Annotated in this window: 22 protein-coding genes; 9 read left to right on the top strand and 13 right to left on the bottom strand. The window is 70.0% G+C overall.

The window, feature by feature from the left end:
• Positions 1-21 precede the first annotated feature (21 nt).
• The 5 genes from AC1RAD_RS17515 (at position 22) to AC1RAD_RS17535 (ending at position 4,724) form a co-directional block, all read left to right on the top strand.
• Positions 22-732, top strand: a complete 711-nt coding sequence (locus tag AC1RAD_RS17515; protein ID WP_492736261.1) for a GntR family transcriptional regulator — start codon at positions 22-24, stop codon at positions 730-732.
• Complete coding sequence (locus AC1RAD_RS17520) at positions 729-1,604, top strand: phytanoyl-CoA dioxygenase family protein (RefSeq protein WP_492736263.1); 876 nt, start codon at positions 729-731, stop codon at positions 1,602-1,604. Before AC1RAD_RS17515 ends, AC1RAD_RS17520 begins: the two co-directional genes overlap by 4 nt.
• A gap of 5 nt (positions 1,605-1,609) precedes the next feature.
• Positions 1,610-2,971, top strand: coding sequence for an NAD(P)H-dependent oxidoreductase (locus AC1RAD_RS17525; RefSeq protein WP_492736265.1), 1,362 nt, complete (start codon positions 1,610-1,612; stop codon positions 2,969-2,971).
• A gap of 149 nt (positions 2,972-3,120) precedes the next feature.
• Positions 3,121-3,495, top strand: a complete 375-nt coding sequence (locus AC1RAD_RS17530; RefSeq protein ID WP_062478473.1) for a YciI family protein — start codon at positions 3,121-3,123, stop codon at positions 3,493-3,495.
• Positions 3,492-4,724: an RNA polymerase sigma factor gene (locus tag AC1RAD_RS17535; RefSeq protein WP_492736266.1), complete on the top strand. Its 1,233-nt coding sequence runs from the start codon at positions 3,492-3,494 to the stop codon at positions 4,722-4,724. Before AC1RAD_RS17530 ends, AC1RAD_RS17535 begins: the two co-directional genes overlap by 4 nt.
• 5 nt (positions 4,725-4,729) lie before the next feature.
• On the opposite strand, the gene AC1RAD_RS17540 is transcribed toward AC1RAD_RS17535, so the two are convergent.
• Positions 4,730-6,154, bottom strand: coding sequence for a serine hydrolase domain-containing protein (locus AC1RAD_RS17540; protein WP_492736268.1), 1,425 nt, complete (start codon positions 6,152-6,154; stop codon positions 4,730-4,732).
• A 73-nt stretch (positions 6,155-6,227) separates the two neighbouring features.
• Between AC1RAD_RS17540 and AC1RAD_RS17545 the strand changes: the two genes are divergently transcribed.
• The 4 genes from AC1RAD_RS17545 to AC1RAD_RS17560 all read left to right on the top strand — a co-directional run bounded on the left by AC1RAD_RS17545 (position 6,228) and on the right by AC1RAD_RS17560 (position 11,156).
• A complete protein-coding gene (locus tag AC1RAD_RS17545) occupies positions 6,228-8,813 on the top strand; it encodes an FtsX-like permease family protein (RefSeq protein WP_492736270.1) in 2,586 nt (861 codons plus the stop codon).
• 293 nt (positions 8,814-9,106) lie between these two features.
• Complete coding sequence (locus AC1RAD_RS17550; RefSeq protein WP_492736272.1) at positions 9,107-10,246, top strand: acyl-CoA dehydrogenase family protein; 1,140 nt, start codon at positions 9,107-9,109, stop codon at positions 10,244-10,246.
• A 36-nt stretch (positions 10,247-10,282) separates the two neighbouring features.
• Complete coding sequence (locus tag AC1RAD_RS17555) at positions 10,283-10,723, top strand: MaoC family dehydratase N-terminal domain-containing protein (protein ID WP_354345040.1); 441 nt, start codon at positions 10,283-10,285, stop codon at positions 10,721-10,723.
• A gap of 16 nt (positions 10,724-10,739) precedes the next feature.
• On the top strand, positions 10,740-11,156 hold the full coding sequence (locus AC1RAD_RS17560; protein WP_062482834.1) for a MaoC family dehydratase: 417 nt from the start codon (positions 10,740-10,742) through the stop codon (positions 11,154-11,156).
• Between the two features lie 52 nt (positions 11,157-11,208).
• Here the strand turns inward: AC1RAD_RS17560 and AC1RAD_RS17565 are convergent, their stop codons facing one another.
• The 12 genes from AC1RAD_RS17565 to AC1RAD_RS17620 form a co-directional block, all read right to left on the bottom strand.
• Positions 11,209-12,183, bottom strand: a complete 975-nt coding sequence (locus AC1RAD_RS17565) for a tripartite tricarboxylate transporter substrate binding protein (protein WP_159276136.1) — start codon at positions 12,181-12,183, stop codon at positions 11,209-11,211.
• 22 nt (positions 12,184-12,205) lie between these two features.
• The gene (locus tag AC1RAD_RS17570; RefSeq protein WP_492736274.1) at positions 12,206-13,915 is read right to left on the bottom strand and encodes an AMP-binding protein; all 1,710 of its coding nucleotides are present in this window, start codon (positions 13,913-13,915) and stop codon (positions 12,206-12,208) included.
• 25 nt (positions 13,916-13,940) lie between these two features.
• Positions 13,941-14,771 carry an SDR family NAD(P)-dependent oxidoreductase gene (locus AC1RAD_RS17575; RefSeq protein WP_492727698.1) on the bottom strand — a complete coding sequence of 277 codons (831 nt, stop codon included), beginning with the start codon at positions 14,769-14,771 and terminating at the stop codon, positions 13,941-13,943.
• Between the two features lie 26 nt (positions 14,772-14,797).
• Positions 14,798-15,217, bottom strand: a complete 420-nt coding sequence (locus AC1RAD_RS17580; RefSeq protein ID WP_492736276.1) for a MaoC family dehydratase — start codon at positions 15,215-15,217, stop codon at positions 14,798-14,800.
• A gap of 4 nt (positions 15,218-15,221) precedes the next feature.
• On the bottom strand, positions 15,222-15,674 hold the full coding sequence (locus AC1RAD_RS17585) for a MaoC family dehydratase N-terminal domain-containing protein (protein WP_492736278.1): 453 nt from the start codon (positions 15,672-15,674) through the stop codon (positions 15,222-15,224).
• Between the two features lie 12 nt (positions 15,675-15,686).
• Positions 15,687-16,874, bottom strand: coding sequence for a lipid-transfer protein (locus tag AC1RAD_RS17590; protein WP_062474020.1), 1,188 nt, complete (start codon positions 16,872-16,874; stop codon positions 15,687-15,689).
• 57 nt (positions 16,875-16,931) lie between these two features.
• Positions 16,932-18,071, bottom strand: a complete 1,140-nt coding sequence (locus AC1RAD_RS17595; RefSeq protein ID WP_492736280.1) for an acyl-CoA dehydrogenase family protein — start codon at positions 18,069-18,071, stop codon at positions 16,932-16,934.
• Between the two features lie 127 nt (positions 18,072-18,198).
• Positions 18,199-19,170 carry a Bug family tripartite tricarboxylate transporter substrate binding protein gene (locus tag AC1RAD_RS17600; RefSeq protein WP_492736282.1) on the bottom strand — a complete coding sequence of 324 codons (972 nt, stop codon included), beginning with the start codon at positions 19,168-19,170 and terminating at the stop codon, positions 18,199-18,201.
• Positions 19,171-19,247: 77 nt separating this feature from the next.
• A complete protein-coding gene (locus tag AC1RAD_RS17605; RefSeq protein ID WP_492736284.1) occupies positions 19,248-20,249 on the bottom strand; it encodes a Bug family tripartite tricarboxylate transporter substrate binding protein in 1,002 nt (333 codons plus the stop codon).
• A 57-nt stretch (positions 20,250-20,306) separates the two neighbouring features.
• Positions 20,307-21,494: a lipid-transfer protein gene (locus AC1RAD_RS17610; protein ID WP_492736286.1), complete on the bottom strand. Its 1,188-nt coding sequence runs from the start codon at positions 21,492-21,494 to the stop codon at positions 20,307-20,309.
• A 19-nt stretch (positions 21,495-21,513) separates the two neighbouring features.
• On the bottom strand, positions 21,514-22,356 hold the full coding sequence (locus tag AC1RAD_RS17615; protein WP_492736288.1) for an enoyl-CoA hydratase/isomerase family protein: 843 nt from the start codon (positions 22,354-22,356) through the stop codon (positions 21,514-21,516).
• Positions 22,353-23,924 carry an acyl-CoA synthetase gene (locus AC1RAD_RS17620; RefSeq protein WP_492736289.1) on the bottom strand — a complete coding sequence of 524 codons (1,572 nt, stop codon included), beginning with the start codon at positions 23,922-23,924 and terminating at the stop codon, positions 22,353-22,355. Before AC1RAD_RS17620 ends, AC1RAD_RS17615 begins: the two co-directional genes overlap by 4 nt.
• Positions 23,925-23,948 lie beyond the last annotated feature (24 nt).

The raw sequence follows: 23,948 nt of genomic DNA on the forward strand, positions 1-23,948 counted from the left end.
AGAGTTCAGAAAAGGCCCGTCATGCCCGCCCAGTTGCTCAGCATCGAAGTCGCCCCCGACCTCGTCGACCAGGTCTACCGCGCCCTGCTCGGCGCCATCAGCAGCGGCGCGCTCGCGCCGGGCGAGCGGCTCACGCAGGAGGACATCGCGGCGCGGCTCGCGGTGTCGCGCCAGCCGGTGCTGCAGGCGCTGCGGCTGCTCAAGAAAGACGGCTTCGTGCAGGACGCGCCCGGGCGCGGCGTGCTGGTGGCGCCGCTGGAGGCCGAGGCGATGCGCAAGGTCTACCAGGTGCGCGGCGCGCTCGACGTGCTGGCCGCGCGGCTGGCGGCGCAGCAGCGCTTTCGCATCGACCCGAAGCTCATCGAACGCGGCCGGCGCGCGGCGCGCGGGCGCAATGTCGAAGCCATGATCGACGCCGACGTGGCCTTTCACCAGGCCATCTACGCCGCCTCGGGCAACCCGCTGATCGGTCAGAGCGCCGACCCGCACTGGCGCCACCTGCGCCGCGCGATGGGCGCGGTGCTGCAGGCCGAGCCGCAGCGCGAGTCGCTGTGGGACGAGCACGAAGCCATTGCCGACGCCATTGCCGCCGGCGACGTCGAACGCGCCGCGCGCCTGAGCGACGAGCACGTCTCGCGCGCCAGCGATGCGCTGGCCGAGCGGCTCGCGCAGCAGCTGGCACGCACGGCATCCGCATCTGGAACCCCCACCCGAAAAGGAGACAAGGCATGAAGCTGACCCCCGAGCAACGCGCGCAGTTCGAGCGCGAGGGCTACCTGTTCTTCCCCGGCCACTTCTCGCCCGAAGAGACGAAGGTGCTGACCGATGCGGTGCCCGACCTGTACAGCAAGCGCGCGGCCTTCAACGTGCGCGAGAAAGGCTCCGACGCCGTGCGCACGAACTTCGCGGCGCACCTCATCAGCGAGCCCTTCGCGCGGCTGGCGCGCCACCCGCGCATGGTCGAGCCGGTGATGGACCTGTTCGACGAAGCGGTCTACATGCACCAGTTCAAGATCAACGGCAAGATGGCCTTCGAGGGCGACGTGTGGCAGTGGCACCAGGACTACGGCACCTGGCTCAACGACGACCTGATGCCCACCGAGCGCGCGATGAACGTGGCCATCTTTCTCGATGAAGTGACCGAGCACAACGGCCCGCTGATGTTCATTCCGGGCAGCCACCGCAAGGGCGTGGTCGATGCCAGGCACGACCTCACGACCACCAGCTACCCGCTGTGGACGGTCGACAACGACCTGATCCGCCAGCTGGTCGACCGCGCGGGTGGCAGGCAGGGCGGCATCGTCTCGCCCAAGGGCCCGGCCGGCTCGATGATCCTGTTCCACAGCTGCCTCGTGCATGCCTCGGGCAGCAACCTCTCGCCCTTCAACCGCGTGGCCGTGTACCTGAGCCTGTGCGCGGTCAGCAACCACATCCGCCGCCACCAGCGGCCCGAGTACATCGCGCACCGCGACTTCACGCCGATCGAGGTGCTGCCCGACGACTGCCTGCTGACGCCCTACCCCGTCGAGGTGCCGTGGAAAGACGGCCTGCCCGAGAGCGCGCTGCGCACCTCGCCCGACGTCATCGAAACCGTGGAAGCCTGACCGCCATGAGCCTGCACACCCGCCTGCAACAACGCGCCGCCGAAGGCCGCCCCATCCGCATCGGCCTGATCGGCGCCGGCAAGTTCGGCGCCATGTACCTGGCGCAGATCCCGCGCACGCCCGGCGTGCAACTGGTCGCCATTGCCGACCTCTCGCCCGCCGCCGCGCGCGTCAACCTGGAACGCGTGGGCTGGCAGGCCGAGCGCAGCAACGCCGGCTCGGTGCAGGAGGCGCTGAAGACCGGCGCCACCTGGATCACCGACGACTGGCAGGCCGTGACGCGCGAGCACGGCATCGACATCGTGGTCGAGTGCACCGGCAACCCGATTGCCGCGGTCGACCACTGCCTGGACGCCTTTGCGCACGGCAAGCACGTGGTCAACGTGACGGTCGAAGCCGACGCCTTCTGCGGCCCGCTGCTTGCGCACAAGGCGCAGCAGGCCGGCGTGGTGTATTCGCTGGCCTTCGGCGACCAGCCCGCGCTGATCTGCGACCTGGTCGACTGGGCCCGCACCTGCGGCTTTCCGGTGGTGGCGGCCGGGCGCGGCCACAAGTGGCTGCCGCACTTCACCGAATCGACGCCCGAGACGGTGTGGGGCAACTACGGCCTCACGCCCGAGCAGGCGAAACGCGGCGGGCTCAACCCGAAGATGTTCAACAGCTTTCTCGACGGCTCCAAGCCGTCGATCGAGAGCTCGGCCGTGGCCAACGCCACCGGCCTGGGCGTGCCTTCCGACGGCCTGCTCTACCCGCCCGCGAGCGTGGAAGACATTCCCTTCGTCACGCGTCCGCGCAGCGAAGGCGGCGTGCTGGAGCGCAAGGGCATGGTCGAGGTGATCTCGTCGCTCGAGGCCGACGGCCGCAAGATCCCGTACGACATCCGCATGGGCGTGTGGGTCACGGTCGAGGCCGAGACCGACTACATCAAGAACTGCTTCGAGGAATACAACGCCCACACCGACCCGAGCGGGCGCTACTTCACGCTGTACAAGCGCTGGCACCTGATCGGGCTCGAGGTGGGCATGTCGGTCGCCAGCGTCGCGCTGCGCGGCGAGCCCACGGGCGTGGCCACCGGCTGGAATGCCGACGTGGTCGCCACCGCCAAGCGCGACCTCGCCGCGGGCGAGATGCTCGACGGCGAAGGCGGCTACACCGTCTGGGGCAAGCTGCTGCCGGCCGAGCGCTCGCTGCGCCTGGGCGGCCTGCCGCTCGGGCTGGCGCACAACGTCAAGCTCGTGCGCCCCGTGAAGAAGGGCCAGAGCCTGAGCTGGGCCGACGTGGCGATGGACACCAGCACCGCCGCCTACCGGCTGCGCCAGGAAATGGAAACGCTGTTCACGCCCGCGGTACGCGCCCACGCGGCCTGAGCGCAGGGCCTGGCGCCCACGTTGCGCCAAAGAGCGAACAGGACAAGAATCTTCTGCTCGGCACCGGTCCGGTGTCGAAATGACCGGTTGCGGGCCGTCATTGTGGTGAGCGCTCTTGCTCGGCAAGCTTTTCCTCACGGAGAAACACCATGCAGTACATGTTGATGTTCTACCAACCCGCGGCCGAATTCGAACAACGCAACGACGCCTCGTCGCAGGCCTACCGCGCCAGCTGGGTCGCGTACGCCGACGCGGTGCGCCAGTCGGGCATTTCGCTCGGCGGCCACGGCCTGCTGCCGCCCATGACCGGCACCACGCTGCGCGTGCGCGGCGACAAGCGCCAGGTGCAGGACGGCCCCTTCGCCGACACCAAGGAACAGCTCGGCGGCTACTTCGTCGTCGACGTGCCCGACCTCGACGCCGCGCTCGAATGGGCCGCGCGTGCGCCCTGCGCCGCCAGTGGCGGTGTCGAAGTCCGGCCGGTCTTCACCGCCACCGCAGCGGCGGGCGCGAGCCAGACGTGACCACTCCGGCGGCACACCACGCCGCCGAACGCGCGGCACGCGAGTCGTACGGGCGGCTGCTGGCCATCCTGTCCGCCCGCACGCACGACATCGCGGCCTCCGAAGACGCCCTGGCCGACGCCTTCGCCCGCGCGCTCGAGCGCTGGCCCGCCGACGGCGTGCCGGTGCAGCCCGACGCCTGGCTGCTGAGCGTCGCGCGGCACCGCAAGCTCGACGCCTGGCGCCACAGCCGTGTGCAGGACGACGCCACGCAGACCCTGCTGCTGCTCGCCGGCGAGATGGACGAGGCCGACCCCGATGCCGCCACCGTGCCCGACGAGCGCCTGCGCCTGCTCTTCGTCTGCGCGCACCCGGCCATCGACGCCGCCGCGCGCGCGCCGCTCATGCTGCAGACCGTGCTCGGGCTCGATGCCGCGCGCATGGCCGGCGCCTTCCTCACCTCGCCTTCCGCGCTGGGCCAGCGGCTGGTGCGCGCCAAGGCCCGCATCCGCGCGGCCGGCATTCCTTTCGAATACCCGCAGGCGCGCGACCTGCCGCACCGGCTGCGCGACGTGCTCGACGGCATCTACGCCGCCTACGGCACCGGCTGGGACGACGTCGACGGCGCCGACGCCCTGCCGCGCGGCCTGACGACCGAGGCCATCGACCTGGGCCGCATCCTGTGCCGCCTGCTGCCCGCCGAGCCCGAGCCGCTGGGCCTGCTGGCGCTGATGCTGTTCTGCGAGGCGCGCACCGCGGCGCGCCGCACCGAGGCCGGCGCCTACGTGCCGCTCGACCAGCAGGACATCACGCGCTGGGACCACGCGCTGCTGGCCGAGGCCGAGCACCATCTGCGCATCGCATCGGCCATGCAGTCGCTCGGTCCCTACCAGCTCGAGGCTGCGATCCAGTCGGCCCACTGCGAGCGCCGCGCCGGCGCACCGGTGCCGCCCGAAGTGCTGGTGTCGCTGTACGAAGGCCTGCTCGCGCTGCGGCCCAGCATCGGCGCGCAGGTCAGCCTGGCGTGCGCGCTGGCGAATGCGCGCGGGCCCGAAACCGGGCTGCGCGCGCTCGATGCCATTCCGTCGGACGAGGTGGCGAGCTACCAGCCGTTCTGGGCGGCGCGCGCGCACCTGCTCGCGGCCGGTGGCGCGCGCGTGGCGGCGCGACAGGCCTACGACCGGGCGATCGGGTTGAGCAGCAATGGCGCGGTGCGGGCGTACCTGCACACGATGTCGGAGCGGGCCTGAGGCGTTCAGTCCTGCGGCACAGCAACGCCGACCCGCCGCCCTTCGAGCCGGCTGCCACCCTGCGTCAGCGTGACGCCGATCACCTCGCCCCCATCCCCACGCCGGAACACGAACTGCGCACCGATCGCCGTCACCGCAAAGCGATCCGGCCCGGTGGGCGTGAGCCCGTTGTAGCCCTTGCCCGATTCACGCGCCAGCAAACGCCCGTCGCGCACGGTGAAGCCCAGCACCTGCGCCTTGCCGACGCGGAACTCGCCGGCGTAGTCGGCCAGGCGCTTCGGATCGATGGGCACTTCGGTCGTCGGCACCGGGTAGCGGCTCTTGCCGATGGCGAGCATCACGGGCTGCAGCGGCGCGCGCTGATTGCTGGCCAGCACGATGAGCGCCTCGCCGGTGTCGGGCGCCAGCAGCCAGAGCGTGCGGTAGCCCTCGGTGACGCCCGCGTGGTAGTAGGTGCGTCGGCCGGTCTCGGGGCCGCGCACCATCACGGCATAGCCGATCTCGGCGCCCTCGTAGCGCGCGAGCGGCGTGAGCAGGCGCGCGGCGGCCGGGCCCAGCGGGCCATGCGCGCCGGCGAGGATGGCGCGGCTGAAGGCCAGCATGTCGGCGGCGGTCGAGCGCAGCGCGCTGGCGGGCGCGTAGGCATGCATGTCGAAGCGGCGCTGGCGCTGGTCGCCCGCGAACGGCGGCGCCATGCGCGAGGCCTTGTCGCCGAGGGGGATCACGGTGTCGTTCATGCCCAGCGGCTCGGTGATGCGCGCACGCACCAGCTCGCCCCACGAGGTGCCGTAGCGCAGCGCCAGCAGCTGTCCGAGCAGCGCCATGCCGAAGTTGCTGTAGCGCGCCTCGCACGGCGGCGCGGCGGCGGTGAGGCGAATGCGCGCGAGCGCGGCCCAGAACATCGGCAGGTCGAAGCTGCGGAACTGCTCGGCCAGCGCGGCACCGCCGGTCACGCCGTCGGCCATCACGGGCAGGCAGCCGGTGTGGGTGACGAGCTGCCGCAGCGTGATCGATGCCACGGCGGGCGGCACGCCCTCGGCGTGGCCGGCCAGCAGCTTGCCCACGCTGTCGTCGAGCGCCACGTCGCCGCGCTCCACGGCCTGCGCGAGCAGCAGGCCGGTGAAGACCTTGGTGACCGAGCCGATCTCGAACATCGGCTGCTCCGCGCTGGCCGCCGCAATGGCGCGCGCCACCAGCGGCTCGGGGTTGTGGGCGATGCCGTAGGCGGCCTTGTCGCCGCGCAGCACGCCGACCACCAGCGTGCCGCGCTCGGCGCCGAGCGCGGTGCGGGCCAGCACGGCGGGGTCGCTGGCGAGCGAGAGCGGTGCGGCCGGCGGTGCGAGTTGCGCGCTCGCCGCGCCCGCCAGCCAGGGCACGAGAAGCCAGGGCGCCAGCCAGCGGCGGCACCAGGCGGAGGGCAGAAGCCGCATCGTCGGAATCCTCGGGCGTGAAGTCGTCATCGTCGAACAGACGCCATCCTGCCACGGCGGCCACAATGACCCCATGCGTGCATTGCTTTCGACTTTCTCCTGGCAGGAACTGCGCCACCACCCCTGGCGCAACGCGGCGGCCGTGCTGGCCGTGATGCTGGGCGTGGCGCTGGCGTTTTCGGTGCAGCTCATCAACGCCTCGGCGCTCGACGAGTTCTCCAGCGCAGTGCGCTCGGTGAACGGCCAGCCCGACCTCGAGGTGCGCGCCGCGCAGGGCAGCTTCGACGAGGCCGTGTTCGGCCGGCTCGCGCGGCGGCCCGAGGTGGCGCTGGCGAGCCCGGTGCTCGAGTTCCAGGGCCTTGCGCTGAGCGGCGACGGACGCCAGGTGCCGCTGCGCGTGATCGGCGTCGATGCGCTCGCGCTGCCCACCATCGCGCCCGCGCTGATGCCGCAGTCGGCCGCCGGTGCGGACCGCTTCGCGCTGTTCGCGCCCGGCCATGTGTTCCTCAACGCGGCGGCGCGCCAGGCGCTGCAGCTGCCATTGCAGCCTGCGACCGATGAGAGCCTGCAGCTGCGCAGCGGCGCCGCGTGGCAGCGCCTTGCGGTGTCGGGCCACGTGACGGCCGGCGGCGCGGCGCTGGCGGTGATGGACATCGCGGTCGCGCAGGAGCTGTTCGGCCCGCTCGGCCAGTTGAGCCGCATCGACCTGCGGCTCGCGCCGGGCACCGACCGCGCGGCCTTCGTGGCCACGCTCGAGAAGTCGCCCGATTGGCCGGCGGGCCTGAAGTTCGCCGAGCCGGGCGATGCGGCCGAGCGCGTGAGCAACCTGTCGCGCGCCTACCGCGTCAACCTCACGGTACTGGCGCTGGTGGCGTTGTTCACCGGCGCGTTCCTGGTGTTCTCGGTGCTCGCGCTCAGCGTGGCCAAGCGCGCGCAGCAGTTCGCGCTGCTCGGCGTGCTGGGCCTCACGCCGCGCGGACGGCTGCGGCTGGTGCTGGCCGAATCGCTGGTGCTCGGGTTGATCGGCAGCGCCGCCGGCCTGGCGCTCGGCACCGCGCTCGCGGCCTTCGCGTTGCGCGTGCTGGGCGGCGACCTGGGCGGCGGCTACTTCGAAGGCGTGGCGCCTCGGCTGCACTGGAGCAGTGGCGCCGCGCTGCTGTACGGCGGACTCGGCGTGGTGGCCGCGCTGGTGGGCGGCTGGTGGCCCGCGCGCGCCGCGCAGGCACTGCCCGAGGCGCAGACGCTCAAGGGCCTGGGCGCGGCGCCCGCGCAGGGCCGCCACCACTGGCTCGCGCTCGGGCTCATCGGCGCGGGCGCGGCGCTGGCCAACCTGCCGGCCATCGGCGGCATTCCGGTGGCGGCGTACCTGTCGGTGGCCTGCCTGCTGGTGGGCGGCATCACCGCCCTGCCCTGGCTCATCGCGCTGCTGTACGACCGCGTGGCGCCGGCGTTCGCACGGCGCGTGCTGCCGATGCTCGCCGTCGAGCGCGCGCGGCGCATGCGCGGCACGGCGGCCGTGGCGGTGAGCGGCGTGGTCGCGAGCCTGAGCCTGGCGGTGGCGCTCACGGTGATGGTCGCGAGCTTTCGCGAGTCGGTCACGCACTGGCTCGACGTGGTGCTGCCGGCCGACCTGTACGTGCGCGCCACCTCGGGCGGGCGCGGCAGCGGCAACAGCGGCGGCACGAGCAGCACCGACACCGCGACCTTCGCGCCGGCCTTCGTGCAGGCGCTGGCGCAACTGCCCGGCGTGGCGCGCACCGGCACGCTGCGCACGCAGTCGCTGCAGCTCGACCCCGCGCAGCCCGCCGTGACGCTGATCGCGCGCAGCCTCGAAGGCGGCGTGGTGCGCGGGCTGCCGCTGGTGGGCGAGGCGCTGCCGGTGCCGCCCGGGCAGACCGGCATCTACGTGAGCGAGCCGATGGTCGAGCTGTACGGCGCGAAGCCGGGCAGCGCGTTCGCGCCGCTGTCCGATGCGATGCGCACGGCGACGCCGCAGGTGTTCTTCGTGGCCGGCGTGTGGCGCGACTACGCGCGGCAGTTCGGCGCGATCGCGATGGACGCGCGCGACTTCGAGCGCATCACCGGCGAGCACGACGTGAGCGACGTCGCGCTGTGGCTCGCGCCCGGTGCGTCCGAAGCAGAAGTGCAGGCGGCCGTTCGCGCGCTCGCCTCGCGCGCATCACGCGACGGCGCCGTGGAGCTCGCCTCGGTCGGCCAGATCCGCGCCACCTCGCTGCGCATCTTCGACCGCAGCTTCGCCGTCACCTACTGGCTGCAGGCCGTGGCCATCGCCATCGGCCTGTTCGGCATCGCGGCCAGCTTCAGCGCGCAGGTGCTGGCGCGGCGCAAGGAGTTCGGCCTGCTCGCGCACCTGGGCTTCACGCGGCGGCAGGTGCTGGCCGTGGTGGCCGGCGAAGGCGCGGCCTGGACGGCCATCGGCGCGGTGGCCGGGCTGCTGCTCGGGCTGGCCGTGTCGGTGGTGCTGGTGAAGGTGGTGAACCCGCAGAGCTTCCACTGGAGCATGGACCTGCTGGTGCCGTGGGTGCGACTGCTGGCGCTGTGCGCGGCCGTGGTGGCGGCCGGCACGTTCACGGCGTGGATGGCGGGGCGCGCCGCGGCGGGGCGCGACGTGGTGCTGGCGGTGAAAGAGGACTGGTAGCGCCCGACATCCGCTGGACCCGTTCCACGGCCTCCTTCTCGCCAGCCGGGCGGCAGGTCTTCGGTGGCCAGGTGATCGGTGTCGCCAAAGGCCTGCCACTGGCCGTTGGCTACCTTGCGGGCCGGTTCGTCGGTCGCAACGCGCCCGGCCACGGCCCTTGATCGCGCGAACACGCCCTAGCCATCGCGGCTAGTGCGTCCGGCCCTGCGTCGCACGACGATCACCAAGGGAACGGATTGCGCCGTGACGCCTTCGGCGGATCGCTCCGTTCCGTCACCCAAGGAGATCGCGACATGCAGGTCGAACGCAGCGTCTATCGTGAGGACCACGAGACATTCCGCACCACGGTGCGCCGCTTTCTCGAACGCGAGTGCGTGCCCCACCAGGCCGATTGGGACCGCGCCGGCCAGGTCAGCCGCGAGGTCTGGCTAAAGGCCGGCCGCGAGGGCCTGCTGTGCACCACGCTGCCCACCGAATACGGCGGCGGTGGCGGCGACTTCGGCCACGCGGCCATCATTGCCGAGGAGATTGCGCACGCCGGTGTCGGCGGCCTGTCGATCGGGCTGCATTCGGACATCGTGGCGCCCTACATCCACCGCCTGGGCACCGAGGCGCAAAAACGGAAATGGCTGCCGGGCATCTGCCGCGGCGAGCAGATCCTGGCGGTGGCCATCACCGAACCGGGCGGCGGCTCGGACGTGAAATCGCTGCGCACCACCGCCGTGCGCGACGGCGACGACTACCTCATCAACGGCAGCAAGACCTTCATCAGCAACGGCTTTCTCAGCGACCTGGTGGTCGTGGTGTGCAAGACCGACCCGGCCGCCGGCGCCAAGGGCGTGAGCCTGGTCGTGGTCGAGACGGACCGCCCCGGCTTTCGCCGCGGCCGCAAGCTCGACAAGGTCGGCATGCGCGCCCAGGACACGGCCGAGCTGTTCTTCGACAACATCCGCGTGCCGGTAGCCAACCGGCTGGGTGAAGAAGGCAAGGGCTTCGCCTACCTGATGCAGGAGCTGCCGCAGGAGCGTTTCATGATCGCCGTCAGCGCCGCGACCAAGCTCGAGCGGCTGCTCCAGCAGACCCTCGACTACGTGAAGGACCGCCGCGCCTTCGACCAGACGGTGTGGGATTTCCAGAACACGAAGTTCAAGCTGGCCGACATCAAGGCCCAGTCGGTGGCACTGCGCACGATGGTCGACCACTACCTCGCGGCCCACATGAGCCGGCGCCTCACGGTGGAAGAAGCCGCCATCGCCAAGCTCTTCGCCACCGAGACGCTGTGGAAGTGCATCGACGACATGGTGCAGCTGCACGGCGGCTACGGCTACATGCTGGAGTACCCCATCGCACGCGCCTTCGTCGACATGCGCGTGAGCCGCATCTACGGCGGCACCAGCGAAGTGATGCGCGACCTGATCTCGCGCAAGCTGTAGGCCGGGCAAGCCGGCATTCAAACAAGGAGCATCTTCATGATCGACAGGAACATCATCGGCATGGCTTTCCCGCCCTTTGCCATCACCGCCGAAGCCGGGCAGCTGCGCTTCTTCGCCAAGGCCATCGGCGAGACCGATCCGGTCTACTTCGACGAGTCCGCCGCGCGCGATGCCGGCCACCCCACCTTGCCGCTGCCGCCCACCTTCCTGTTCTCGCTGGAACTCGCGCGTCCGCCGAGCAACTGGCGCGAGGAAGCCGGCATCGAATTGGCGCGCGTGCTGCACGGCGAGCAGTCTTTTACCTACCGGCGCATGGCCCATGCGGGCGACACGCTGCACTTCGACAGCCGGGTCACCGACGTCTACGAGAAGAAAGGCGGCGCGCTCGAGTTCGTCGTCATGGAAACCCGCGTCACCAACCAGCGCTCGGAGCACGTGGCCGACATCCGCAAGGTGCTGGTGCACCGCAATGGCTGAACACAAGGAACACCCGATGAAGACCCTGAATTTCGACGCCCTCGAACCTGGCGATACCTTGCCCCCACTGGCACTCGCCCCGATCAACCGCACGACCCTGGCGCTTTTTGCCGGCGCATCGAACGACCACAACCCGATGCACATCGACCTGGACTTCGCGCAGCGCGGCGGCATGCCCGACGTGTTCGCGCACGGCATGCTGTCGATGGCCTACCTGGGCCGCCTGCTGACGCAGTGGGTCGACCAGCGCAAGGTGCGCCAGTTCAACGCGCGCTTCGCCGGCATCACGCACCTGGGCCATGCCATCACCTGCACGGGCGAGGTCATCGAGAAGTTCGAGGCCGGCGGCGAGGAGCGGGTGAAGGTGGAAATCCGCACCACCAACCAGGACGGCGAGGTGAAGATCCTGGGCGACGCGGTCATCGCGCGCTGACCCGGCCTGAACGTGGTCCCCGGTGCCACGGCGCCGGGGACCGCGCGATCGATCACTGCATGAAATTCGGCCCGGCCAGCTTGACCAGTTCGCGCGTGCGCACCGACTCGCTGGCGATCATGGCGCTGAAGGGCTCCCGGCCCGTGCCGGCGAACTCCCCGCCGCTGATGCGCACCACCTGCTCGCGGAACGCCGGATCGGCAGCCGCGCGCACCATCAGCGCCTCGAACTTGCCGGCAATCGGCGCCGGCGTCTTGGCGCGGATCGCAAAGCCGATGAAGGTGAAGAGCGTGTAGTCGGCCACGCCACCTTCCTGCACGGTGGGCACTCCCGGCATCAACGCATGGCGCTTGCCCGACGACACACCCAGCCCGCGCACCTTGCCCGAGGCGATCAGCGGCGCCGCGCCGCCGACGTCGGTCAGCGCCGCATCGGCCACACCGCCGATCACGTCGGCGATGGCCTGCGAGGCACCCTTGTAGGGAATGGCGTTGAACTTCACGCCCGCCCGGCGCGCGAGGTCCAGCGCGCCCAGCCGGTACGAATTGCCGTAGACACCGATGCTGACCGACCCCGGCGCCTTGCGGGCCGCATCGAGCAGATCGCCCAGCGTCTTGAACCGCGAGTCGGGCGATGTCACCAGCACGGCCGGAATGCGCACCAGGTCGAGCATCGGCGTCAGGTCTTCCACCTTGTAGGGCAGGTCCTTGATGACCAGCGGATTGATCACCATGGTGCTGTTGCTGACGAGCACCACTGAATGGCCGTCCGCCGGCGCGCCCAGCAGGTTCTGCGTGCCCACGACAAGATCGGCGCCGGGCCGGTTCTCGACGAAGGTCGCCTGCCCCGAGACGGCCCTGAACTGCTCCGCCATCAGCCGCGTGAGCGTGTCCCCGCTGCTGCCGGGCCCGATGGGCACGATGAAGCGCACCGCGCGAGAGGGATACCCCTCGTCGGCCTGGGCCTGCGAGAGCGTGGGGACGGCCACGGCCAGGGCCAGCCACACGGCACCGATCTTCTTGTTCATGTCTTGTCTCCTTGAAGGGTCTTCACGTGAGCGCGAGTGCGGCAGCGCGCGCGGCCTGGTCGTTCGCGTCCTGCTGCGCCTGCATCTCGCGCCACAGGATCTTTCCGGTCGCGGTCTTGGGCAGGGCCTCGACGAACTCGACCAGGCGCGGAACCTTGTAGGCCGACAGGCGCGTGCGCGCCCATTCCGTGACCGCCTCCGGCGCCAGCGTGCCGCGCGCCGCCGGACGCAGCACGACGAAGGCCTTGACGGTCTCGCCGCGGCGCGCATCGAAGGCCGAGATCACGCAGGCTTCCTGCACCGCCGGGTGGCCGTACAGCGAGGTCTCGATCTCGGCGGGCCAGATCTTCAGGCCCGCCGCGTTGATCATTCGCTTGAGCCGGTCGGTGACATAGAAATAGCCGTCTTCGTCGTGATGGCCGATGTCGCCGCTGCGCAGGAAGCGCTTGCCGTCGATCTCGATGGTCGCCGCCGCCGTGGCCTCCGGCTGGTTCCAGTAGCCCTCGAACAGGGTCGGCGCGTGGATCACGATTTCCCCAGGGTGCGCGGGCCCCAGCTCCGCGCCCGAATCCGGATCGATCACGCGCGCATCGCAGTTGATGTGCGGCACGCCTGCGCACTGGCGCCGCGCCGCGTGGGGCGGGTTGATGTGCGAGGCGCCGCAGGCCTCCGTGAGGCCGTAGCTTTCGATGAAGGACAGCCCCAGCCGTTCCTCGATCTTGCGGATCAGCGCCTCGGGCATGGCCGTGGCGCCGCCATAGAGCCGCCGCAGCGACGACAGGTCGCGCTGCGCGATGTCGGGCCGCGAGAACACCTCGGCCAGCATCGGCGTGACGGCGCACCAGGCGTACAGGCGCAGCCGCTCGATCAGCTCGACCACCGCGTCGCCATCCCAGCGCGACAGCAGCACGACGGTGCGCCCGACGTAGATCGCCAGGTTCATCACGTTCATGCCGGCCAGGTGGCTGGCCGGCAGCACCAGCAGCTCGGACTGGTCGGCCTGCTCCGACAGCCACTGCACGCGCTGCAGCGATGCATGGGCAAAGTTGCGGTGCGTCAGCATGGCGCCCTTGGGCTTGCCGGTGGTGCCCGAGGTGTAGGCCACCACGGCAAGGTCGCCGCCCCCGCCCTGCATCGGGGTCGGCGCGATGCCTGCCGCGAGCGCGCCGGAGAACGTGTGCAGCCCGGGGCCGGCCAACGGCCGCCGCGCTTCGCGCACGAACTCGGGAATCTCGAGGAAGGGCACATCCTGCGGCCTTCCGGCCAGCTCGGAGACCGCGCCGACCACGCAGCCGTCCAGGCGGTTGTCGTCGAGCAGGGACTGCGCCCTGTCCATCATGTCCTGCGTGGCGATCAGCACCCGCGCGCCGGAATCGCTGGCGTAGTAGGCGACCTCCTCGGCGGTGCTCATGGCGTTCATCGCCACCACCACGGCATCGCACCGCAGCACCGCGTAGTAGGCGATGACGAACTGCGGGCAGTTCTGCATCAGCAGCATCACGCGGTCGCCGCGCCGCACGCCCAGCCGCTGCTGCAGGTAGCCGGCCAGCGCCAGTGCATCCGCATGCAGGCTGCGGTAGCTGGTCGAGCGTCCGTAGTAGGAGATCGCGACCTTGTCCGGCGCGGCCTCGGCGCTTCTGGCGAGGTGGCTGAACAGGTTGCGATCGGCCACTTCCAGCGTCTGCGGAACGCCGGCGGGCCAGTGTGCGTAGTGGCGGGTCAACCGTGCCATGAAAGCTGCCTTGAGGCGTGCCTGGCTAGAAACCGCCGCGCCCGCCGCCGCAGATCAGCGTCTGGCCGGTGACGTAGTTCGACTCCGGAATGCAGAACATGTAGACCGAGCCCGCCGCTTCCTCGGGCGTGCCGGGGCGGCCCAGCGGAATCTCGCTGCTGGCGCGCTCGATGGTCTCGGGGCGCACGCCGATGCGGATTTCCTTGCCCTCGATCTGGATCGTCTTGGCTTCCTTCACGGGCTGCGTGAGCCGGGTCGCGATGAAGCCGAAGGCCACGCAGTTCACGTTGACCTTCATGCGGCCCCATTCCTTGGCCAGCGTCTTGGTCATGCCCACCAGGCCCGCCTTGGCGGCCGAGTAGTTGACCTGGCCCGTGCTGCCCTGCGTGCCCGAGATCGAGGAGATGTTCACCACCTTGCGAAACACCTCCTTGCCGTTCTCGGCCTCGGCCTTGCTCACTTCGCGAAAGTACGGCTGCGCGGCGCGCAGCACCTGGAACGGCGCCTTCAGGTGGCAGTCCAGAATCGCGTCCCACTGCTCATCGCTCATCTTCTGGATCACGTTGTCCCAGGTGTAGCCGGCGTTGTTGACGATGATGTCGATGGCGCCGAAGGCGTCGAGCGTCGCCTTGACGAAGCTGGTGCCGAAGTCCGGCGCGGTCACGCTGCTGGCGAACGCGACGGCCTGGCCGCCGGCGGCGCGGATCTCGGCCACCACCTCTTCGGCCGGTGCGGCGTCGAGGTCGTTGACCACCACCTTGGCGCCTTCATGGGCGAGCTTCAGCGCGATGCACCGGCCGATGCCGCGTCCTGCGCCGGTGACCATGGCCACTTTGCCTTCGAGATTTCTGTTCATGCTTGCTTTCTCCTGTGGATGGAATTTCAAAGGGCGGCCACCACGGCTTCGCCGAGGATCTTCACGTCGCCGTTCTGGTTGGCGCACTGCACTTCGACACGCAGGCGCGGCTCGCCTTCGTGCTCGAAGCGCTCGGTCACGCGGCCGGTGCACAGCGGCACGTCGTGCACCTGCGTGATGCCGGTGAAGCGCACATGCAGGCGCCGCAGCCGCTCCTGCCCCGCCCAGTCCGTGACCAGCCGTCCCACGTAGGCGGCCGACAACATGCCGTGCGCGAACACGTCGTCCAGGCCGGCATTGCGGGCGAAGTCGATGTCGATGTGAATCGGGTTGTGATCGCCCGAGGCGCCGGCATACAGCGCCAGCGTGGTGCGGGAGATCGCGGGCAGCTGCAGCGCGGGAATGCTGTCGCCCACCTGCGGGTCTTTCAGTGCCGGGGTCGTCATGTGGTCATGCCTCCGCAAGCTGGCGTTGCACGAGGGCCGTGCGCAGGTCGGCGATGTGCACGCCGTCCTGGTTGGTCACGCGGGTCTGCTTCACCAGGAACTCCAGCGCGCCGCCCTTCTTGTCGTAGACGTCGACGATCTTCGGCTCGTAGCTGAGGACATCGCCGGCATAGGCCTGTGCGTGGTACTCGTAGCTTTGCTCCGCATGCAGCAGGCGCTTGAGGTCGATGCGGGCCAGGTCCAGCAGCGCGCGCGTCTGGAACAGCCGGCCTTCCAGGCACGACAGGAAGGTGGGCGGCACGCGCAGCGCGCGGTGGCCGGCGTCGCGTGCGGCCGACGCATCGAGGTAGGTGGCATCGGTCTCGCCGATGGCCTGCGCATACGAGCGCACGGCGCCCTCTTCGACGGTGAGGCTGCGCTTGCCGAGGGCGTGGCCGATCAGGTTGTGGTCGAGCATGTCGCGTCCCGCTCAATTGCGGCCGTACAGCGTCACCACGCAGGCGCCGCCAAGACCCAGGTTGTGCTGCAGCGCGAGCGTCACGCCGTCCACCTGCCGCTGGTCGGCCGTGCCGCGCAGCTGGTGCGTCAGCTCGTAGCACTGCGCGAGACCCGTTGCGCCCAGCGGATGGCCCTTGGACAACAGGCCGCCCGACGGGTTGGTCACCACCCGCCCGCCGTAGGTGTTGTCGCCGTCCTCGACGAACTTCTCGCCCTCGCCCACCGGGCACAGGCCCAGTGCTTCGTAGGTCAGCAGTTCGTTCTGGGCAAAGCAGTCGTGCAGCTCGCAGACGCGGATGTCCGCGGGGTCGACGCCGGCCTTCTCATAGACCTTGTTCGCCGCCGCCTGCGCCATGTGGAAGCCGGCGTAGCTGATCATCGACGGCGGATCGAAGGAGGCGACCGGGTCGGTGGTCATCGCCTGCGCCAGGATCTGCACGTCGCTGCGCAGGCCGTGCTTCTTCGCGAACTTCTCGGACACGATCAGCGCGGCGGCCGCGCCGCAGGTCGGCGGGCAGGCCATCAGGCGCGTCATCACGCCGGGCCACATCACCTTGTCGTTCATCACGTCCTCGGTGCTGAGCACGTTCCTGAAGATCGCCAGCGGGTTGGCGGCGGCATGCCGGCTGGCCTTGGCGCGGATCGCGGCGAAGGTCTGCATCTTCGTGCCGTACTTCTGCATGTGCTCGCGGCCCGCGCCGCCGAAGGTGCGCAGGGCCTGCGGCAGCTCGGGCACGTCGGCCGTGAGGTCGCTCACGATGTGCGAGACGCGGGCCCGCGTGCGGGGCCGGTCGTCCCAGTGCGACTTGAGCGCGCCGGCCTGCATCTGCTCGAAGCCCAGCGCCAGCACGCAGTCGGCGTCGCCCAGCGCCACGGCCTGGCGCGCCAGGTACAGCGCGGTCGAGCCGGTCGAGCAGTTGTTGTTGACATTGACGACCGGAATGCCGGTGAGCCCGACCTCATACAGCGCCGTCTGCCCGCAGGTCGAGTCGCCGTACACGTAGCCCACGTACGCCTGCTGCACCAGCTCGTAGCCGATGCCGGCATCGGCCAGCGCGCGGCGCACCGCGTCGGCGCCCATGTCGGTGTAGCTCGGACTCGCGCCGGGCTTGGCAAACGGGATCATGCCGACACCGCCGACCAGGACTTTTTCACTCATGGTTTCTCCAGTTCAGTAAAGGGGAAGAAGGAAGGAAAGTCGTAGGCAGCGCGGTGCCTACAGCTTGCGTGCGATGAGGTCGCGCATGACCTCGTTGGCGCCGCCCACCACGCGCGAGACGCGGTAGTCGGTGAAGGCGCGTGCGATGGGGTACTCCAGCATGTAGCCGTAGCCGCCGTGCAGCTGCACCATGTCGTCCAGGCACTTCCACAGCGCCTCGGTGGCGTACATCTTGGCGATGGCGGCCTCCTGCACGCTGAGCTTGCGGCGCAGGTGTTCGCCCAGGTAGTAGTCGACCAAGGTGCGCACGGCCACCGACTGGGCCTTCACGTCGGCCAGCTTGAACTTCGTGTTCTGAAAGTCCCACACGGTCTGGTTGAAGGCGCGGCGGTCCTTCACGTACTCGAGCGTGAGGCCGAGCAGGCGCTCCAGCGCAACAGCGGCATACAGGGCGATGATCAGGCGCTCCTGCGCCAGCTCCTGCATGAGGTAGGCGAAGCCCTGGTTCTCTTCGCCCAGGCGATTGGCCACGGGCACGCGCACGTTGTCGAAGAACAATTCGGCGGTGTCGGCCGCGGGCTGGCCCACCTTGTCGAGCTTGCGGCCGCGGCGAAAGCCCGCGCGGTCGGCCTCGACCATGATCAGGCTCACGCCCTTGGCGCCGGCGGCCGGATCGGTCTTGCACACCAGCAGCACCATGTCGCAGCTCAGGCCGTTGCTGATGAAGATCTTGCTGCCGTTGATGACGTAGTCGTCGCCGTCGCGCACGGCGGTGGTGCGGATCGCCTTCACGTCGGAGCCGCCGCCCGGTTCGGTGATGCCCACCGCCAGGATCTGCTCGCCGCGGCAGATGCCGGGCAGCCACTTCTGCTTCTGCGCTTCGGTGCCCAGGCGCACGATGTACGGCGCAATGATGTCGGAGTGCAGCGAGAACCCCGCGCCCGACACACCCGCACGGTGCACCTCTTCGAGGACCACCGCCGCATGGCCGAAGTCGCCGCCACCGCCGCCGTATTCGGCCGGCACCGTCACGCACAGCAGGCCTTCGCGGCCGGCCTTGAGCCAGGTCTCGCGGTCGATCCGGCCGGCCTGGTCCCACGCCGCCTGGCGCGGCACGCACTCGCGTTCAAAGAAGCGCTGTGCGCTGGGCCTGAGCATTTCGTGGTCTTCGCGAAAGACCGTGCGATTCACATCCACTGGGAGCTCCTCTCGATGCGTCTGTTGATGGAACTTCGGCGTCGGGGAAACCGGGTCGCCTTGGGGTTCATGATCGCCACTCGCCGCGCAAGATTCACTAGCCGTAATGGCGAGTCGGCGCGCCCATTCAGTCCATCTTTGCCCCCGAGATCCGCACGAGCTTCTCGATGACCGGCCCGCTGGCTTCGAAGCCCTCGCGCGCCTCCTTGGCGCTGTTGCCAACGCCGATCAGGCCGAAGACCTGGAACCGCGCCCTGAGCTGCACGGTTTGAATGGCCGCCCTCGCCTCCTTCTCCAGGCGGGCGAGCACGGGCGCCGGCGTGCCCGCGGCCACCATCATGGTCAGCCCGCCGATGATCTTGAACTCCGGGTCGCGAAAGCCGGCCTCGATCAGCGTCGGCACGCCCGGCAGGTCGTCGAGCCGCTGCTCGGCCACCACGGCCAGCGGCCGCAACTGGCCGCTCGCGAAGTGCGGCGACAGGGAGCCGGCCGTGGCGAAGGCCCAGGGGATGTGCCCGCCGATGAGGTCCTGGATCATGGGCGCCTCGCCCTTGTAGGGCACATGCGACATGCCGAGTTGCCGTGACTCGCCGAGGTAGGAGCTCATCAGGTGCCCGGACGAGCCCACGCCATAGGAGCCGTAGCTGACCTTGCCCTTGTTGGACCTGGCCCATGCAATGAACTCCGTCATGTTCCTGGCAGGCACATCCTTGTGCACCGCCAGCACCAGGCTCGCATCGCAGATGTGCGTCACGAAGGCGAGGTCCCGACGCACGTCGTAGGGCACCTTCGAGAAGGTGTGGTGCGCGTAGTAGATGGGCGTGGTGTGCGTCACCAGCAGCGTGTAGCCATCGGCGGGCGCACGCGCGACAAGCTGCGTGGCCAGCATGCCCGACGCGCCGGGCTTGTTGTCGGCGACGATGACCTGCCCCAGTGCCTTGCCCATCGCGTCGGCCAGCGACCGTGCAATGGCATCCGACGCGCCGCCGGCCGGCGCGGGCACGACCATGGTGATGGAACGGGTCGGAAAGCCCTGGGCGAAGCCCGGAGCGCTGCACGCCAGGGCGGCGGCGAGCACGAAGGTCTGGATGCGGTGCATGGCGGGTTCCTCGCCGGACGCACGGTCCGGACAGATGGCAGGACGGACAGGTCGAACGGGAAAGGGCCGCCGGCGCGCTACTCCGGCTGAAGGCCCGTGGTCGTGATGTAGTGCTTCCAGCGCGCCTGGTCTTCGCGGATGGCCTTCTTGAACTCACCCGAGGCCGCCGGGTAGGCCGCCGTGCCGCGCCGCGCGAAATGCGCCTGGGCTTCAGGCGAAGCGACGAACTCCACGGCCAGCAGCGAGAGCTTGTCCACGATGGGCCGCGGCGTGCCGGCCGGCGCGAACAGGCCCAGCCAGCTCGTCAACGTGGCATCACCCAGGCCCAGTTCGCCCAGCGTGGGCACATCGGGCAGCGCCGCAACGCGCACCGGGCTCGACACCGCCAGTGCCCGGAGCTTGCCGCCTTCGACCTGCGGCACGGCCTGCGACACCTCCAGCATCGCGTAGTCGATGGTGCCGGCGAGCAGGTCGGGCAGCATGCCCGACGAACTCTTGTAGGGCACGTCCAGCGCCTGGACCTTCGCCAGGCCGTTGATCGCCGCGGTCATGACCTTGTAGCCCGATGTGCTGGTGCCATAGCTGAGCTTTCCGGGATGGGCGCGCGCGGCCGCCAGCAAGGCGTCCAGGCTGCGGTACGGCGACGTGGCCGGCACCGTCACCACGATGGGGACCACGGACATGCGCGCGATCGGCAGCAGGTCCTTGTTCGCGTCGTAGGGCAGGCTCTTGAACATGTAGGGGTTGGCGGCCACGGCGCTGGCCACCGCCAGCAGCAGCGTGTAGCCGTCGGGCGCCGCCTTGGCCACGTGGTCCGACGCCAGGATGCTGTTGGCGCCGGGCCGGTTCTCTACATAGAACGACTTGCCGGTCTTGTCGCTGAGGTACTTGGCGGCCAGCCGGGTGAAGTCGTCGACCCCGGTGCCCGCGCCGCTGACCGACACGATGCGCACCGGCCGGTCAGGGTAGGCCGCGGGCTGCGCCGTCGCCGATGCGGCAAGGCCCAGCAAGGCCCCCCACAGGCTGAGCCGCAGGACCCGCCGGTGCAGGGTGGTGGCATCTTGCGAGTGCGTGAACATGGTCTTGTCTCCTGGTGAAAGTCGGAAAGCCGCAACGACGGGAACCGTCTGAAAAACTCAATGCCTGCCGTACAGCGTGACCACGCAGGCGCCGCCCAGGCCCAGGTTGTGCTGCAGCGCCAGCCGCGCACCGTCGACCTGGCGCTGGTCCGCAGTGCCGCGCAGCTGGTGCGTCAGCTCGTAGCACTGCGCCAGGCCGGTGGCGCCCAGCGGATGGCCCTTGCACAGCAGGCCGCCGGAAGGATTGGTGACGACACGGCCACCGTAGGTGTTGTCGCCGTCCAGCACGAACTGCTCGGCGCCGCCTTCGGGGCACAGGCCCAGCGATTCGTAGCTCAACAGTTCGTTGTGCGCGAAGCAGTCGTGCAGTTCGACCACCGGGATGTCCCGCGGATCGACACCGGCCTGCTCGTAGACCGCACGCGAGGCGCGCTGAGCCATGTAGCTGCCGACGAAGCCTTTCATGGTCGGCGGCTCAAAGGACTCCTGCGGGTCCGTGACCATGGCCTGCGCCAGGATCGCGACGTCGGTGCGCAGGCCGTGCCGCCGCGCGAACGCGGGCGAGCAGACGACCGCTGCAGCCGCGCCGCAGGTGGGCGGGCAGGCCATCATGCGGGTCATCACGCCGTCCCACATGACCTGGTCGTTCATGACGTCTTCGGTCGTCACGACCTTCCTGAACAGCGCCAGCGGGTTGTTCGCGGCATGGCGACTGGCCTTGGCGCGGATCGCGGCGAAGGTGGACATCCGCGTGCCGTACTGGCGCATGTGCTCGCGGCCGGCGCCGCCGAAGGTCACCAGGTTGCGCGGGATCTCGCCGGCATCGCCGCACAGCGCGTCCTGGATCGGCAGCACGTCGCCGCGCGGGATCGGGCGATCCGGAAAGTTGGAACGCGTGGCCCCCGGCTGCATCTGCTCGAAGCCCAGCGCCAATGCGCACTCGACCTGCCCGCTCTGTACCGCGGCGCGCGCCAGGTAGAGCGCGCTGGAGCCGGTGGCACAGGCGTTGTTGACGTTGAACACCGGAATGGCCGTGCGGCCCACGCGGTACAGCACGCCCTGCCCGCAACTGGTGTCGCCATAGACATAGCCGGCGAAGGCCATCTGCAACTGGCCGTAGCCGATGCCGGCGTCGGCCAGTGCCAGGCGCACGGCATCGCCGCCCATCTCGAGGTAGCTGGGGCCCGCGCCGGGCTTGGTGAAAGGCACCATGCCGACGCCAGCGACCAGAACGTTGTCAGTCATGCGGTTGTTCCCTTGCGATTCAGGAGGTGGAGCGCCCGGCCGCCATGCGGTCCCAGTCGTAGCGGAAGGCGCCGTCGCGCGCGAAGTCGGCCACGGCCTGGGCGTGATAAGGCGTCTGCATGGCCACGGCCTGCGCGCTGGCCTCGGCCGTGAACATCGCGGCGCAGTCGGTCTCGAAACTTCGGTTGACCAGGTTCTTGGTCATGCCGGCCGCCTCGCGCGGGCCTGCGCACAGGCGCTGCGCGAACGCCCTCGCCTCGGCCTGCAACGCATCGTCCGCATGGACCGCATGCACGAGGCCCCAGGCCTGCGCTTCCTGCGCCCCCAGTCGGCGCGCCGTGAGCATCAGCTCCTTCGCGCGGGACAGGCCCACGATGCGCGGCAGCGTGTGCAGCAGGCCGAAGTCGGGCACCGCACCCAGGCGCGCGAACGAGGCGCAGAACACCGCACGCGTCGATGCGAGCACGAAGTCGGCCTGCAACGCCAGGCCGAAGCCCGCGCCGTAGGCCGGCCCGTCGACCGCGGCAACCACCGGCACCTCGAGTTCGCGCAGGCGGGTCAGCCACTGGTGCGCCTTGCGCAGCCGGCCACGCATGTAGTCCGCCGTCGCCACGCTCGGGTCGGTCAGCCGCTCGCGCATGAACTTGACGTCGCCGCCGGCCGAGAAACTGCCGCCCGAGCCGGTGATCAGCAGCACGCGGATCTCGCGGTCGCTCTCGACGCGCGCGATCACGTCGACATAGTCCATCTGCAGTTCGGTCGACAGCGCATTGCGCAGCGCCGGGCGCTGATGACTGAGTTCGACGATGCCGCCCTCGATGCACAACTGCGACGCGCGCAGGGTTTCGGTGGTGTCGTTCATGTCTGTGGTTCCTGGTTCAGTTCAGGCCTGGCATAGCGCTCGCGCAGCGCGCGCTTGTAGAGTTTTCCGGTGGGAAGGCGCGGCATCTCGTCGATGAAGTCCACCGAGCGCGGCAGCATGTAGCTCGCGACCTTGCCGCGCAGGAAGGCGATGAGCGCTTCGGCCAATGCCGGCGTGGGCGCCACGCCGGGCGCGGGCTCGATGACGGCCTTCACGGCCTCGCCCATCTCGGGGTCGGGCACGCCGATCACGGCGGCGTCCTGCACGCTGGGATGCAGGGCCAGCGCATCCTCGATGGCCTGCGGGTAGATGTTCACCCCGCCCGAAATGATCATGTAGAAGAGCCGGTCGGTCAGGTACAGATAGCCGTCCGCGTCCAGGTGGCCGATGTCGCCGATCGCGGTCCAGTTCGGGTGCCGTGGATGCTGGGCCGCGCGGGTCTTGCCGGGGTCGCGGTGATAGTGAAAGGGCAGCTTGTCGCGCTCGAAATAGATCAGCCCGTCCTGGCCCGCCGGAAGCTCATTGCCGTCGTCGTCGCAGATGCGCAGCACGCCCAGCACGGCACGGCCCACCGAGCCGGGGTGCGCGAGTGCTTCGCGGCTGTCGATGGAGGTGAGGCCGTTGCCCTCGCTGCCGCCGTAGTACTCCACCACGATCGGGCCCCACCAGTCGATCATGCGGCGCTTGACCTCGGCAGGGCACGGCGCCGCGGCATGGATGGCCACGCGGTGGCTGGACAGGTCGAAGGCTTCGCGGGATGCGTCCGGCAGCTTCAGCAACCGGATGAACATGGTCGGCACCCACTGGCTGTGGGTGACGCGGTAACGCTCGATCAGTGCCAGCGACTCGACCGCATCGAACCTGGGCATGAACACCACGGTGCCGCCGAAGAAGTGCGTGTTGGTCGCATAGGACAGCGGGGCCGCGTGGTACAGCGGCGCCGTGGACAGGTAGACCGAATCGGCGTCGAACTTGTACCGGTGCATCATCATCAGGCGCGGGTCGGCCACGTCGTCGTCGAAGCGCGCACGGGCCGCCGCGCGCACGATGCCCTTGGGCCGGCCCGTCGTGCCGGAGCTGTACAGCAGCGTGCCGCCCACCCACTCCTCGGCCAGCCGCTGCGCCGGCGCGCCGGCCACGGCCTGCTCGTAGGACTCCCACCCGGGAATGACGCCGTCGATCATCAGCCGCCGCGCGCAGTGCGGCGTGGTGCCGGCCAGCTCGGCCGCGACACCGGCCATCGCGACCGAGGAGATCAGCACCTGCGCACCGCTGTCCTCCACGATGTAGGCCACCTCCCCCGCCGTGAGGAACCGGTTGACCGCCGTCAGCAGCAACCCCGAACGGAAGGCGGCCCAGGCCACCTCGAAGCAGCGCATGTGGTTCTCCAGCAGCATCGCGATGCAATCGCCGCGGCGCAGGCCTTGCGCGTACAGCACCTGTGCGAGGCGGTTGGAGCGTTCGTCCAGTTCGCGGTAGCTGAGGCGCTCGCCGCTGCTGCCGTTGATGACGGCGGGCTTGTCCGGCGTCAGGGCGGCAAAGTCTCCAAGGTAGTTCGCCGTTTTCATGCGGTGCCTCCTGGGGCGGACCGG

The organism is Variovorax sp. GW823-FHT04B03 (assembly GCF_058796495.1).

Excerpts from the sequence above, each read along its gene's own strand:
- AC1RAD_RS17545 (WP_492736270.1), top strand. The coding sequence starts at position 6,228 with ATGCGTGCATTGCTTTCGACTTTCTCCTGGCAGGAACTGCGCCACCAC.
- AC1RAD_RS17560 (WP_062482834.1), top strand. The coding sequence starts at position 10,740 with ATGAAGACCCTGAATTTCGACGCCCTCGAACCTGGCGATACCTTGCCC.
- AC1RAD_RS17585 (WP_492736278.1), bottom strand. The coding sequence starts at position 15,674 with ATGCTCGACCACAACCTGATCGGCCACGCCCTCGGCAAGCGCAGCCTC.
- AC1RAD_RS17555 (WP_354345040.1), top strand. The coding sequence starts at position 10,283 with ATGATCGACAGGAACATCATCGGCATGGCTTTCCCGCCCTTTGCCATC.
- AC1RAD_RS17610 (WP_492736286.1), bottom strand. The coding sequence starts at position 21,494 with ATGACTGACAACGTTCTGGTCGCTGGCGTCGGCATGGTGCCTTTCACC.
- AC1RAD_RS17600 (WP_492736282.1), bottom strand. The coding sequence starts at position 19,170 with ATGCACCGCATCCAGACCTTCGTGCTCGCCGCCGCCCTGGCGTGCAGC.
- AC1RAD_RS17615 (WP_492736288.1), bottom strand. The coding sequence starts at position 22,356 with ATGAACGACACCACCGAAACCCTGCGCGCGTCGCAGTTGTGCATCGAG.
- AC1RAD_RS17565 (WP_159276136.1), bottom strand. The coding sequence starts at position 12,183 with ATGAACAAGAAGATCGGTGCCGTGTGGCTGGCCCTGGCCGTGGCCGTC.
- AC1RAD_RS17580 (WP_492736276.1), bottom strand. The coding sequence starts at position 15,217 with ATGACGACCCCGGCACTGAAAGACCCGCAGGTGGGCGACAGCATTCCC.
- AC1RAD_RS17530 (WP_062478473.1), top strand. The coding sequence starts at position 3,121 with ATGCAGTACATGTTGATGTTCTACCAACCCGCGGCCGAATTCGAACAA.
- AC1RAD_RS17525 (WP_492736265.1), top strand. The coding sequence starts at position 1,610 with ATGAGCCTGCACACCCGCCTGCAACAACGCGCCGCCGAAGGCCGCCCC.
- AC1RAD_RS17605 (WP_492736284.1), bottom strand. The coding sequence starts at position 20,249 with ATGTTCACGCACTCGCAAGATGCCACCACCCTGCACCGGCGGGTCCTG.
- AC1RAD_RS17575 (WP_492727698.1), bottom strand. The coding sequence starts at position 14,771 with ATGAACAGAAATCTCGAAGGCAAAGTGGCCATGGTCACCGGCGCAGGA.
- AC1RAD_RS17590 (WP_062474020.1), bottom strand. The coding sequence starts at position 16,874 with ATGAGTGAAAAAGTCCTGGTCGGCGGTGTCGGCATGATCCCGTTTGCC.
- AC1RAD_RS17515 (WP_492736261.1), top strand. The coding sequence starts at position 22 with ATGCCCGCCCAGTTGCTCAGCATCGAAGTCGCCCCCGACCTCGTCGAC.
- AC1RAD_RS17620 (WP_492736289.1), bottom strand. The coding sequence starts at position 23,924 with ATGAAAACGGCGAACTACCTTGGAGACTTTGCCGCCCTGACGCCGGAC.
- AC1RAD_RS17570 (WP_492736274.1), bottom strand. The coding sequence starts at position 13,915 with ATGGCACGGTTGACCCGCCACTACGCACACTGGCCCGCCGGCGTTCCG.
- AC1RAD_RS17540 (WP_492736268.1), bottom strand. The coding sequence starts at position 6,154 with ATGCGGCTTCTGCCCTCCGCCTGGTGCCGCCGCTGGCTGGCGCCCTGG.
- AC1RAD_RS17520 (WP_492736263.1), top strand. The coding sequence starts at position 729 with ATGAAGCTGACCCCCGAGCAACGCGCGCAGTTCGAGCGCGAGGGCTAC.
- AC1RAD_RS17550 (WP_492736272.1), top strand. The coding sequence starts at position 9,107 with ATGCAGGTCGAACGCAGCGTCTATCGTGAGGACCACGAGACATTCCGC.